This is a genomic window from Streptomyces sp. NPDC056361, from assembly GCF_042262805.1.
In the GTDB taxonomy this organism is placed as follows: domain Bacteria; phylum Actinomycetota; class Actinomycetes; order Streptomycetales; family Streptomycetaceae; genus Streptomyces.
Window position 1 is genome coordinate 51,923 of record NZ_JBHJQI010000038.1, and the last position, 13,063, is coordinate 64,985.

Annotated in this window: 8 protein-coding genes; 2 read left to right on the forward strand and 6 right to left on the reverse strand. The window is 72.3% G+C overall.

Going from position 1 to position 13,063, the window contains the following annotated elements; all coding sequences use genetic code 11:
* Genes ACFCY7_RS15255 through ACFCY7_RS15275 form a run of 5 tightly spaced genes read right to left on the reverse strand, consistent with a single transcriptional unit; the run spans position 1 to position 8,081 of the window.
* A complete protein-coding gene (locus ACFCY7_RS15255) occupies positions 1 to 2,928 on the reverse strand; it encodes a hypothetical protein (RefSeq protein ID WP_376484939.1) in 2,928 nt (975 codons plus the stop codon).
* A gap of 50 nt (positions 2,929 to 2,978) precedes the next feature.
* Positions 2,979 to 4,085, reverse strand: coding sequence for a hypothetical protein (locus ACFCY7_RS15260; RefSeq protein ID WP_376484942.1), 1,107 nt, complete (start codon positions 4,083 to 4,085; stop codon positions 2,979 to 2,981).
* Complete coding sequence (locus tag ACFCY7_RS15265; protein ID WP_376484944.1) at positions 4,082 to 4,963, reverse strand: AAA family ATPase; 882 nt, start codon at positions 4,961 to 4,963, stop codon at positions 4,082 to 4,084. Before ACFCY7_RS15265 ends, ACFCY7_RS15260 begins: the two co-directional genes overlap by 4 nt.
* A gap of 56 nt (positions 4,964 to 5,019) precedes the next feature.
* Positions 5,020 to 7,194, reverse strand: coding sequence for an NACHT domain-containing protein (locus tag ACFCY7_RS15270; RefSeq protein ID WP_376484946.1), 2,175 nt, complete (start codon positions 7,192 to 7,194; stop codon positions 5,020 to 5,022).
* Positions 7,191 to 8,081 carry a DUF4231 domain-containing protein gene (locus ACFCY7_RS15275; RefSeq protein ID WP_376484949.1) on the reverse strand — a complete coding sequence of 297 codons (891 nt, stop codon included), beginning with the start codon at positions 8,079 to 8,081 and terminating at the stop codon, positions 7,191 to 7,193. Before ACFCY7_RS15275 ends, ACFCY7_RS15270 begins: the two co-directional genes overlap by 4 nt.
* Before the next feature lie 130 nt (positions 8,082 to 8,211).
* On the opposite strand from ACFCY7_RS15275, the gene ACFCY7_RS15280 reads away from it, so the two are divergent.
* Positions 8,212 to 9,153 (forward strand): nucleoside hydrolase, encoded by a 942-nt coding sequence (locus ACFCY7_RS15280; RefSeq protein ID WP_376484952.1) that lies wholly within the window; start codon positions 8,212 to 8,214, stop codon positions 9,151 to 9,153.
* Positions 9,154 to 9,268: 115 nt separating this feature from the next.
* Here ACFCY7_RS15280 and ACFCY7_RS15285 read toward each other — a convergent pair whose 3' ends face one another.
* On the reverse strand, positions 9,269 to 10,864 hold the full coding sequence (locus ACFCY7_RS15285; RefSeq protein ID WP_376484954.1) for a hypothetical protein: 1,596 nt from the start codon (positions 10,862 to 10,864) through the stop codon (positions 9,269 to 9,271).
* Positions 10,865 to 11,377: 513 nt separating this feature from the next.
* Here ACFCY7_RS15285 and ACFCY7_RS15290 point away from each other — a divergent pair.
* On the forward strand, positions 11,378 to 12,556 hold the full coding sequence (locus tag ACFCY7_RS15290; protein WP_376484957.1) for an aminotransferase class V-fold PLP-dependent enzyme: 1,179 nt from the start codon (positions 11,378 to 11,380) through the stop codon (positions 12,554 to 12,556).
* Positions 12,557 to 13,063 lie beyond the last annotated feature (507 nt).

Sequence of the window (13,063 nt, forward strand, 5' to 3'; positions counted from 1 at the left end):
CTACCCCTCGGTGCCGACGGAGGGCGATCCGGTGAGGACCAGCAGCCAGCGGACACCCTGACCGGGGATCACCACGCTCGCGGGATCCCCGGAACGGCTGTCGAACACGCTGCCGTCGACGAGGTCCAGCAGGAGCGAGGACGATTCCCGGCGCCCGATTCGCTCGGGACCAAAGGTCACGACCGTGGGCCGGGTGGCGGAGTTCGCCAGGCAGAGGATGGTCTCCGTACCGTGTTCACGGAGTGTCGCCAACGTCCCTGGACCGGCGTGGTAGACGTGCAGGGTGCCTCGGGAGAGGGCGAGATGGGCACGGCGCAGCCCCAGGAGGGCGGCGGTCCCCGGCTCGCGCAGCAGGTCGAGCGGCAGCGCGGGGCAGCCGGGGAGGCCGAGCAGAACGGCGGCCGCCAGCCGCCGCTGAGCCGGGTCGAGACCGCCGGGCAGTACGTGTTCCCACTGGAAGCCGGGACGGGCCGAGGTCGGAGCGGATCCTGCCTCCACCAGAGCGGAGCCGAACGCGGCCCATGCCTCCGACCCGAGCTCGGCGTCGCGGACGCCCCGGGCCAGGGCTCCGCCGAGCGATGAGGTCGCCACGTGGAACAGGGCTCCCGGATCACTCGGACTCGCCGGTTCGAGGTCTTCGTCGGCGATCAGGGCCGGTGACGGAGAGCTCCTGCGTATCAGGACGCGGTCCTCGTACCCGTCGAGGAGGTGGTGCAGGTCGTTCAGGAGCTGCCGGCCGGTACCTTCGGCGGCGTGGAGGCGGACGCCGCCCGCACCCCGGTCGAGCAAGCGGCGCACACCGTCGTAGATCCTGGCCTTGGCGACCGGGCTCATCCTGCCGAACTCGCCCTCGGGGAGGAGGAGGTCGACGACGACGCAGATGCCGTGCCGATCGGCGGCCTCGACGAGTTCGGCAACGGTTTCGAGATCGTCGGCCGTCACCCTGCGCGGCACGGTGGTCCAGACGCCGCCGAGGAAGTGCGGCGGCACGAGGGGGCCCACGGCCAGGCACCGGACTCCAGCAGCGGCGATGTCCCGCATCGAGTCCACCAGTTCCGAGGCGCGCTCCCCGCCCGCTCCCAGGTCACCGGTCTCGGCGATGACGCACCCGCGGATCCACGGCGGCACCCCCGGGGCGGGCGGTTCCGCCGGGAACTCGGGAGTGACGAGGTGACGCCGACCGTCCTCGGTCCGCAGTTCCACCGGACCCCCCTCCCCGCTCACGATCCATCCGCCGTTGCGGTGGGGGAACACGCGGTCCGCGGAGAAGGCCAGGCGGATCTGGCGCGGTGACATCCTCCGCTCGTCATCGCCGAGGTACCAGAACAGCACGAGCGAGTCTCCGCCGACCGCGGCGACCGTCCGGCCGTCCGTGCTGACGGCGAGGTCCGTGACCGCCCAGGGGGCCGTGCCCACGAGGAACTCCAAGGATCCGTCCCCGGACCACGCGGTCACGTCGCCATTGGGCTGTCCGCCGATGATCCACGCTCCGTCGCCGTGCCCCGTCACCGTGGTGAAGCCCGTGCCCAGGAGATGCTGGGGCGAGCTCAAGCCGTCGGCCTTGCGCAGCCACAGGTCGCCTTCCCCGTCGACCACGGCCACGGCGTCCCCGCTCGGGTACTGCCACGTCGCACTGATGCCTTCGCGCGGGCGACCGCACCGGATGTCCGGCAAGAGGGAGCGCCGGAGCACGAGCTCGCCGTCGGCGACGAAGAGCCACGCGAGTCTTTCGGAGTCGCCGTGGAAGGAGAGACTCACCATGGTCTCGTCACCTGTCGCCACCGACCCGCTCCCCACCCCGTAGGGTTCCAGCGCGTACTGGTGGACCTCGTTGCCCTCGATCCAGGCGAGCAAGGTTCCGTCGGCGGACAGGGCCACGCCGTGCCGTGCCGTGCCGTCGGGCGGCGGGGGCACCTCGTCGATCACGGAGCCGTCGCCGGCGTGCAGCACGATCGTTCCGTCCTTCATGAGGACCGCGTAGTGGGCGCGTGCCCTGCGCGCCCCGTCCACGTCGTCCGGCATGACGTTCGCCGCCACGGCCACCTCGCTCGCGGTACCCGGGTGGGCGATGCTCATCAACGGTTCACCCGACCCGTGCAGCCGTTGCACCACGGTGACCGGCAGGGAGACGCTCTGTCCCCGCCGGACTTCCAGGCGGGAGAGCGCGGCCTGCGGGACCGGCACCAGCGTGCTCCTCACGTCAAGGCGCACGGTGCGTCCGCCGATGGCGCGTACCGGCAGGCTGCCCGCGGCCGCCGGATAACTGACCACCACACCGCCGGGCCTGGCCCGTACCCCGACGGAGACCTCGCGCCGGACGAGTGCACGGGCGCTCTCGGTGACCGACGAGGGACGCTCGAAGCGGTCGGTCGGCGGCTCGATGCCGAGCCTCTCCGAGGACGCGACCTGGATCCGCCAGGCGTCGTCGAGACCGAGCACCGCCGCGGGCAGGCGGGGGAGGTAGCGCAGCGCCCACCGGCCGAGGTCGTCCGCCGCGTCGTCACCGTCGGCGGCGACTGCCGCGAGCATCCGACCGAGTCCGGCCCGCACGATCCGGTCCGTCGTCTCGGACGGGAAGAGCCCCTCCCACGTCAGCTCCTCGAACCAGCGCACCACGGGCGGTGACTCGCGATGCGCCTCCTCGGTGAACTCCCTGATCCCCACGGCCGATGCCGGATCCCTCCGGGCCAGTCGGCGCCGCAGGACCTCGGCCGCCGCGCCGTCGAGGAGGAGCATGTGCTCGCCGGCCGCCTCCACGAGCGGCGAGAACCACAGCTCGGCCTCCAGACCCGCGGTGGAATCGGGTACGAAGCGCAGCCGGGCGCGGCGCAGGAAGGCCCGCTCGACACCGGCGGCGAGGCACAGGCATTCGGCGAGCCGGACGAGCTCGGGCCTCACCTCGGCGAGTTCCGCGACGAAGTCCTCCATGTCCTCGTGGACAGGGGCCCGCTCCGCGCCTCGTGCTTCTCCGCGCCCGGTCACGACTGCCCCAGCGCCCTGCGCACCCGCGCCGTCGCCTCCTGCGCACGTCGGATCGACATGTCTCGCGTGAGGGGGACGAAGGCCACGGTCCGGCGTAACGTCTCCGGATACTCGTACGGCTGATAGGGCGTCAGGCAGACGATCGGGCAGCCCGTGTGCACGACGGAGTCGACGAACGCGTGCCACTCGTCCGTACCCGCGACGGTCGACCCGGAGAACGGCGGGCGCATCCGACCGAGATCGGAGAAGAGGACGACGGGCGTGCCCGGCGCCGGCGCCCGGTACGGGTCACGGGCGAGCGGATCGTCCCGGACCACCCCTCGCCGGGGTGTGCCGCGGAACCGCAGCACCTCGACCCTGTCCCGTCCGGCGATGCTGCCCAGGAGGTCGCTCAGCCAGATCCGGTCGTCCTGGAACGGCACCATCGCCTTGCCGTGGTCGAGCAGGAGCTGCGCCCCGCGCCGAGTGGTCAGGCGCCGCCTGCGCGGGATCGTCACCAGTGCCTTCTGGCGGGCGACCCCGCGCAGGAGGGCCGCCTGGTCGCAGACGGTGCTCTCGGCCGGCATCGCGACGGCGCCGAACATCACCCCGCGCGCCCAGCCCGGCTTCCACGGCGGTTCATGGCGGAGCGCGGTCGTCACCGTGTGGCGACGGAGCAGTCCGGCCTCGGGGCCGGTCGGCACGGCGGAGTCCTCGACGCCCGCCGACGCCGCGCCCCGTGCGGAGAAGCCGTCGTGTGCCGTGAGGGAGAAGTCGACGGGGCGGTCGGCACGCTGCGCCGTACGTCCGGGGGTGGGCGCGCGGCGAGGTGTCGGCGACACGTCCGTCGGCCGGTCCGGGACGGGCTTCGCCCGCACGGCAGGGGCCCGGCCCACGTGCAGGCCCTCCGCCCCGACGCCGGCGCCGTCGGCCGTGCGGACCGGACCGACCGACCGGGCCGCGGGCGACGGCCGGTCGGTCGCGGGCGACGGCGCCAGGGCGGGCACGCCCGGCCCGAGTCCGAGCAGACCGGCGATGGCGGCCACCGTCTCGGCGTCCGTGGCCCGCAACCCCGCGGTGGCCCGAACGAGGTCGCCGAGGAACACCTCCCCCCGCGCGCTCATACGAAGGGCTCCAGTCCTTCGCGCCGCTTGTACAGCGTGAGGGCCCGCAGTTTGTCCCACTCCTCCGTTCCCGGTACGACGCCGAGCTGCCGGCAGGCCTTGACCGCGTCCAGGAACTCGGCCGTGCTCGGCCCGGCGTCGGGATCCGCCATCCGCTCGCGTGCGAACAGGATGGAGTCCGCCACCTGCTCGGCGAGGTGCTCGTCGTACTCGTCCCCCAGGTGCGAGGCCGCGACCTTCAGCAGATGCTCCCGCGAGGGCGCTTCGAGCACGAAGACGACGCAGCGCCGCAGGAACGGCCGGGGCAGCTCGCGTTCGTCGTTGGAGGTGATGACGACGAGGGGCTCCAGGCCCGGTCGCGCGGACACGGTCAGCCGGTCGTCCCACGGGTACGGGAACGACAGCGAACCCAGCGGGCCCAGCAGGCTGTTGGGCAGATCGGGGTCCGCCTTGTCGATCTCGTCGATGAGGACGACGGACCGCCGGCCCTGCTCGGCCTTGAAGGCACGCCAGAGCGGGCCGTGGGCGTAGTACGTGCCGATGGGCCCGATCTTCTTGGCCTGGGCGTCGTTCAGCCGCCGCAGCGCGTCGAAGCGCCACAGCAGGTCCTCGGGTTCCGTCCTCGCCGTCACCACGAGCGGGTGGAAGTCCCAGTCGAGGACGCGGGCGACGTTCGGGGCGAGCGACGACTTGCCGGAGCCCGGCGGCCCGAAGAGCAGGAGGGGACGGCCGGTCTTGAGCGCGACGTTGACGGCCAGCACGACGTTCTCGTCGTCGAAGACGTACACCTCGTCGTCGCTCGCGTACCGGGACACGAGCTCGCGCGTCCCGTCGCCCCCACCCCGAGCAGGGTCGAACTCCTTGTCGTACCTCAGCACCTTCCCCTACCTCCGCCGCCGGCCAGTCCTGTCATTCTGCACCGCGCCGCCCGCCCTCACGCGTCGATGCGAAGACCCGGCAGCACGGCCACGCCCGTCAGTTGCCTGCCCAGCCGAGCGGAGTCGAAGCGGACCGCCTCGACGGGGAGGTAGAGGGCGCGCAGCCGACTCGCCGAGGTGAGCCCGACGAGCACCCGGTCTTCCGGTGTCGGCGAGAGTTCGAGGAACATCACGCCGGTCGAGGCCAGTGCCGACAGGTCGAGCAGGCCGGGGCAGCGGGAGATCACCAAGGTGCGCAGCCTGGGCAGCCCCGTGAGGTCGTCGAGGTGCGTCAGGGACGGGTTGTCCTCGATCACGAGGGTGTGCAGGAGCGGCGCCCGCCGAAGCGCGGAGAAGTCCTCGACGTCCCCTCGGTACACGAGACGGTGCCCGGAGTCCGTGGGTGCCCTGTGCGTCACCCGCCCCTCGTTCCCGACGAGTTCGACGGAGCGGACAGCGGGGGCCCGGTCCACGGTGTCGTGGTTCCAGGTCTCGACGACGAGCGGGGAGAGGGAGCGGGGCCTGGACCGGGGCGGAGCGGTGTCGTAGGCCGGGTCCGGAGGGGGCGGAGCGGGTGCAGGGACCTGCGAGCGGTAGGCCTCGGCGGCCGGGCCTCCGATCGTGTCGACGGTGAGCAGAAGGAGTTCTGTGGACGGATCGCCGGGATCCAACTGTTCAGGATCGGGAAGCAGCGGGATGATGTGCGCCCCGGCGCGGGCCAGCGCGAGCGCGTCGCCGACCCTGCGGGGCGGAACGAGTTCCGCGATGCGCGCCTCGATCTGCTCGTGGACGTGGTGGTCGAGCTCCGGCACTTCGCCGGCGGCTTCGACGGCCAGCGGCCAGAGCCGCCACCTGAGGTCGGGCTCGGCTTCGCCACGGCGCAGCACTGCCTCGACGAGCCCGGTCCGTTCGTTCGGTCGCGCGTATCCGACGGAATGGAGGAAGACGTCCGCCCACTGGTCCTCGTGGACGTGCCGGAGCAGCTCGCCGATGGAGTCGCTTTCCAGGAGGTCCTTCGCGGCGAGGAATTCCTGGAGCGTGCGATGGGTGAAGGCGACGTGCTGGGCCTCGCGCGACGCCAGGACGCCACTCTGCCTGACCAGCCGTCCGAGGACCTCCCCGGCGTCGGCCTCCGGCAGGGAGGGAAACGCGTGGGCGAGGGCCACCGCCATCTGCTGGTGCGCCTGCGCGAGGCTGGCCTCCTGCAGCCCGTTCCGTTGCAGGAACGCGGCGATTCGCTGGAGGACCATTACCTGCTGGGCCTCGGAGAGCGGCGGTTCGTCCGGCGCGTCGAACGGGACGGCGGGAGGTCGGTTCAAGAACAGCGTGAGGATGGCACGGCTCAACTCGGCTCGGTTCAGAGGAGGATGGAGGCCGCGTTCGTAGTACGTCGTGCAGAGGTACGAGCAGATCAGGGGATTGGCCACCAGCTCCCTCAGGACGGGGTACGTCTCCACGTCCCGCAGGAAGGAGTCGTTGGACCAGACCGTGGCCCTCATGTTCCTGGAGGGAAGCGCCTCGTCGTGCCACTGCGCGACGAATCGCCGCACGTCGGACAGGTCCATCGGATGGAGGTCGAAGTCCTGGAAGCCGAGCGCCTCCAGCGCCGTGTCGACGTCCCTTCCGCGCTTGGCCACCAGGCAGGCGGTGTCGGGATAGATCGACAGGATCTCGTAGAGCCACGAGACCGTGACCTGCTGGTCGTAGGGGGAGGCCTCGTCGAACTCGTCGACGAGGAGCAGTCCACGCCCGGTCGCCAGCACACGCTCGACCCACCCCGGCGGCATGTCCTGCGGAAGGGGAGCGTCGAGACCGCGCAGGAGCCCTTCCGCGTCACCCGTGGAGTGTCCTCGCCGCAGGGAGTCCACGGTGAAGGGGAAGGGCACCAACCCTTCACCCGCTACGAGGACGAGCTCGCGAGCGCGCTCCTCGACCCACTTCCGGATCAGCGCCGTCTTCCCGGATCCCGCGACGCCGCGGAGCACCGAGCGCCGCTGCGGGCCGATGACCTGATCGGCGGGGAACGCGGGACCGCCCCCGTGCATGGGGACGGCGGTCAGGGGAACGTAGACCTCTGCCGCCTTGACGGGCTCCGTGTCCCCCCTGGCGGGACGTCGTGGAGTGAGCAGCTCGGCGTACGAGTGCTCGAACTCGAAGTGCCGAGCCCTGTCGTCCAGCGCGTCCTCACTCAACCGACGGTCCACCGGATCATCCACGCCTCGTTCTGGATGGAGATGGCGTGCTCGCACTTCGCGACGAACTCCGCGGCGGCGCCCTCGCTCCGATCGGCGTCCGCCACCCAGCGGCCGAGCAGCCGTTCCAGCTCCTCGGCCGTACGGAGGAACTCCAGGTGCTGGTAGGCGTACCGCTGCGCTATCCCGTGGGCGGTGACCGCGATGGTGACGGACGCGGCGACGCCGACCCAGGCGGCCAGCACCCCGATCGCGAACGTGCCGGCGGCGGCCGCGAGCAGCGCGCCCAGGCAGCCCAGGGCGAGCTCGACCTTGTACAAGAGCTCTACCCTGGCCCGCATCCAGGCGGCCTTGGGACGGTAGTAGGTGTCGATCTGGCGGCGCAGGCGGTGCTCCACGTAGCTGTCCACGTCGACCACCGGCGGCAGTGGCCGGGCCTTCGGCGAGAGCCCCGAGGTGTGGTGCACGAGGTCGGTGGCGTCCCTGCGGAACGCGTCGACCCGGTCGGCGAGCAGCGTCACGGCCTGCTCCCGTTCCCGGTACGGCCCGACGCCGGCGAGGCACGTGTAGACCTCGCCCTTGAGGGCCTCCGACACCGCCCGGGCACGGATCCAGTCGCTCAGGCGGCCGGGGCCTCCCCGGTGGGAGAGTAAGGGAGCCGCGCCGGCGGCCAGCGCGGCGACGAACGCCAGGGCCGTGCCCACTCCCGCGTTCCAGTCCATCGCCTGCGCGGCCGCCGTGGCGAGCACGGCGGCCGTGACGGCAAGCGTCAGTGCCCTGGACCGTGCCGCCTCCACCGACGTCTTGAGCCGGTTCGCGCTCTGGGACCAGACGCTCTGCTGGTCCCACGCCTTCTGCATCGCCACGTGCTCCTGGGTCACTGTCACGCGACGATTCTGACGGCTGATCATGTCCTGCGCATCGAAACAGCAGTTCGCGATCCACGCTGGTGCGGGAAGTCGCGCCTCCTGGTGTCGCCTCCTTCGTCCGCCGGGACGAGTGTGGGACGGTGGGTGCATGCCGGTTCCCGTGATTCTCGACTGCGATCCCGGTCACGACGACGCGTTCAACATCCTGCTGGCCGCCGCGCACCCTGCGATCGACCTGCTGGCGATCACCACCGTCGCGGGCAACCAGACGTTGGAGAAGACCACGCTCAACGCCCGCCGGGTGTGTGCGGCGGGCGGGATCAGGGGGGTGCCGATCGCGGCGGGCCGTGATCGGCCACTGTGCGGACCGGTCAGGGTGGCCGGGAACATCCACGGGGACTCGGGGCTGGACGGGCCGGGGTTCGCGCGGGGCGAGCCGGACGTGCCGCAGGACGCGCGGGATGCCCTGACCCTCATCAGGGACACGGTGCTCGCGCAGCCGGGGCGGGTGACGCTCGTGCCGACCGGGCCGCTCACGAACATCGCGGTCTTCCTGCTGGCCCACCCCGAGCTCGCGGAGCGGATCGAGCGGATCGTGCTCATGGGAGGTTCTACGGAGCGCGGAAACACCACGCCCGCGGCCGAGTTCAACATCCTGTGCGATCCGGAGGCGGCGGACATCGTCTTCCGCAGCGGTCTGCCGGTGACGATGTTCGGCCTCAACGCCACCCACCAGGTGCGGGCCACTGCCGACGTCGTCGCCAGGATCGCCGCGCTCGGCACCCCGCTGAGCGCCCTGTGCGTGGACCTCCTCACCTACTTCGCGTCCACCTACCGCGAGGTGTACGGCTTCGACGCGCCCCCGCTGCACGATCCGCTCACCGTGGCCCACCTGATCGACCCGTCGCTGGCGAGCCTGGTGAGGGCGGCGGTGACGGTGGAGCTGGACGGCACGCACACCCGGGGCGCGACCGTGGTGGACCTGCACGGGGTGACGGGACGGCCCGCCGACGTCGAGGTCGGGATGAGGGTCGACACGGACGCGTTCTGGGACCTGATCGTGGAGGCCGTGCGCACGCTGGGGGCGTGATGTCCGCGTGTGCGGACCCGTGCCCGTGGCCGTACCCGGACGGGGGGTCTCCGTCCGGGTACGGCATCCGGCGACACCGTGCGGGTGCCGCAGTGCGTGGGTGAGAACCTCGTCGCTACGGCTGGCCGTCGAGCCAGCTCAGCTTGTGGCCGTAGAGGACGCGCTGGCAGTAGTCGGTGCCCACGGGGTCGGAGGCGTCGCGGGTCGAGGTGCAGTCGGACGCGGAGGCGGGGCGGTGTTCGGAGAGGGACCACAGGCGGTTCGTGCCGCGCTCGATGTAGAGGTCCTCGGCGCCGCGGGCGGTCTTGACGGCCTGGCCGCTCTGGACCAGTTGGCCGTTGCTCCACTTGTAGCGCCAGAGGTTGCCGGGTTCGTCGGTGCCCTTCGACTCGTTCACGTACAGCGTGCCGCCGGCGGCCGCGGCGCCCTGCGCGCCGCCGTTGGTCAGCGGCAGGTAGTTGGCCCAGCCTTCGGCGGTGACGTCGGCGGAGCGTCCCTCGAGGTCGGCGATGGGGAACGAGGCGATGCGGCCGGTGGACGGGTAGCCGGTCTCGGGGCGGCAGTACTCGCCCATGAGCAGGCGGTCGGGGGTGGTGCTGCGGTCGAGGGAGATGTACGAGGCCTTGGGGGCGCCGGTGGAGACGCAGGCGTACGAGCCCGTGGGGTTGCCCTGCGTCGCCTTGAACTTCCAGGCGGCGACCTGCGGCATCACGTAGCGGTAGCCGAAGCTGTACCAGACGTTGTCGTGCCGGCCGACCTTGGTCTTGTCCTGGACGTTGGCGGTGGTCGCCACTCCGTCGGTGTCGGAGCCCATGGCGTCGTGCGTGGCCGGGTCGCCGTCCGGGTCGAGGTCCATGATGTAGCGCATGTCGAAGACGCGCAGGCCGTTGCGGGTGTCGGCGACGTAGAGGTAGTTGCCGTACCAGACGATGCCGCCGGCGTGGACGCCCTTCTGGATCGGGTACTCGGAGGCGTGCAGGCCGTCGAAGGAGACGTGGTCGGCGGAGTTGATGTACGTCCAACCCAGCAGGACGTGGCGGTACTTGATCTCGGGGCTGCCGGTGGCCGGATTGGTCCGGCTCTGTACGAAGGTGATCCGGACGCCCTTCTGGTTGCAGGCGTCGTCGGCCTCCAGCTCCGCGGTGGTGCAGTCGCCGGCCGCCGGGTTCGGGTCGTTCTCCCGGCCGGGGTCCCAGCCGTCGTACGAGGCGAACAGCTGGATGTTCCCGGCGGTGCCCCACAGCTCGTTGTCCTTGGCGTCGGAGACGCCGGTGAACCCCTGCGGAACCCATTCGCGCGAGATGGAGTCGTCGCTCTGGAGGCAGTACTTGATGTCGGGATCGGGCGCGGTGCCGAACGGGTCGCGGGAACACCACGGCTCCACCGTGCGGTTGGCCCCCACCAGCAGGTTCTGCACGCCCGACTTCGGAAGCACCGAGTCCAGGCGCGTGACCCGCGTGGTGGTCTCGCCGTTCAGCGCACCCGGCGACATCGTGAAGTCACCGGGCGAGGCCGCGCCGCCGGGTGACGTCCACGCGGTGGCCGCGAACGGCGCCGGTGCGGCCTCCGCCGCCAGCGGCTCCTGGACCGTGGAGTCCGTGACGTCCCGAGGGACGTCCTCGGCCTGGGCCGGAGCCACGAGACCGGTGAACGCGAGCGACGCCGCGGCCGCCGTCGTGAGCCAGGCGCGACGTATTCGCCTTGCGCGCATGTGGGGTTGCCTCCGTTGCTCCTGTGTCGGACGAGTCGAACGGAGAGTTCCAGAGCGCCGGAACGAAGCGCAACCATGATCGAAGGATCGTCAAAGGTGGCTGCCAGGGCGGGAGTCGGTGGTGTTTTCGGGTGAATGACCCCGTACGAAAGCGGACGTTGTCCGGATGGTGGAGCGATCGTGAGGGCGCCTGTCCGAGGGTGGCTCGGTGCAAGACCTCCCGTGGATCCGCACACGATGCACACGGCACGACGCGGTCCTCCACCTGTGCGCGGAGGTCGACGGGCCGGTGGTCCGGCGGGCCGCGGACTTCGCCGTACGCGGGCCGTAAGCGGGCCGTACGCGAGCCGCACGCGGGCCCGTACGCGAGCCCGTACGCGAGCCGTACGGCGTCCGGCCGGGGGCGAAGAGGGCCTGCCCGTCCTCACTCCGTACCGACCGTCACGGCCGAGCGGCGTCAGGCCGGCCGGGAGACGGTCGCAAAGGGCACCTGGCGGGGGTATCTTCCAGGGCGTGGTCGGTGACAACGAGAAGAGCGACGAGTCGGGCGGGCAGGTGTCGGCGGGGGTGTTTCCCGGCGGTGCCGAGCTCTTCGGGCTCGACGAGCGGGTGGTCCACCTCAACCACGGTTCCTTCGGGGCCGTGCCCTTGCCGGTCGCCCGGGTGCAGCGGCGGTTCGCGGACGAGGCGACCGCCGACCCGGACGCCTTCTTCCTGGGCGTCCCGGACCGGCTCGCCGACGCCCGGGTCCGGATCGCCGCGCGCCTCGGTGCGGACCCCGAGGGCATCGCGCTCGTGGCGAACGCGACCGAGGCCGCGCACCTGGCCCTCGACGCGCTCGGACTGAGCCCCGACGACGAGGTGCTGGTCACCGACCACGGTTACGGCACCGTGGTCGCGGCCGCCGCGCGACGGGCCCGGCTCGTCACCGTCCCCGTCGACCCGGCGCTGCCGGACGAGGACGCGGTGCGGGAGGCGGTGCTCGCCGCCGTGACCCCCCGGACGAAGGTCGCGGTGCTCGACCAGATCACCTCGCCCACGGCGCGGATCGTCGCCGGGCCCGGGCTCCTCGCCGCGCTCGCCGAGCGCGGGGTGACCACCGTCGTGGACGGTGCCCACGCGCCCGGCATGCTCGCCGCCCCGCTGGAGGGACGGCCCGACGTGTGGTTCGGCAACCTGCACAAGTGGGGATTCGCACCTCCGGGCTCCGCCGTCCTCGCCGTCGCGCCCGCCCTCAGGGACCGGGTGCCCGCGCCCGTACCGTCCTGGGAGGACCACCGCGGTTTCCCCCGCGCCCTGGAGTTCCGGGCCACCGTGGACTACACCGGCGTGCTCGCCGCGCCGGAGGGCCTCGACCTGATCGCCGCGCTCGGCCCGGAGCGGGTACGGGCCCACAACAGCGCCCTCGCGTCCCACGGTGCCGAGCTGCTGGCCCGACTGCCCGGCGTCACCCCGCTGCCGGCCGACGACCGCCTCGCCATGCGGGCGCTCCGCCTCCCCTCCCGGTTCGCCCGGACCAAACCCGAGGCGGAGGCCCTGCGCGAGGAGATCGTGCGCCGCCTCGGCATCCGCGTCCTCGTCTGGCCCTGGCCGGACGGCGGCGGCATCCGCGTCTGCGGCCAGATCTACAACCACCCCGGCGAGTACGAGCGGCTCGCCCGGGACCTGGGCTCCCTCCTGGACGGTGCCTGACCCGCCGCTCCCGCCGCTGGAACGGGAACCACCCCCTGTTCCCGGTGACCCGTCAGGGGTGTCCACCCCCGTGCACGTGCTCCGTGACACGGGGGTCGCCCGTGGGGGCGGGGGACGGGCGGCGGTCGTCCTGGCCGATCGGCCCGACGGCCGCGCCGAGCGCGTACGACCCGATGAAGACCAGCGCGAGGAGCGCCAGGAACCCCCAGAGGGCCGCGGATGGCCCGTATCCGCGCCGCCGGGGTGATTCCGTACGCGGTCGCCGCGACCAGGGTCGCCACCGAGATCGCCGCCAAGATCGCTGCCAGTATCGCGACTGCGACAGCGACCGCGACCGGGACCCCGGCCGCGACCGCGACCGCGGCGGTTCTCGGGTGGTGTCCACCGGCGTCCTCCCAGGGCGCGACGAGGGCGCCGCTCGGACGGGCGCGTCTTCGGAGGAGTCGGATGGCCGGGCGGTTCGGTTCCGGCGGAAGGTGGGATCGGGTCCCGGTGGTTCCGGGACCC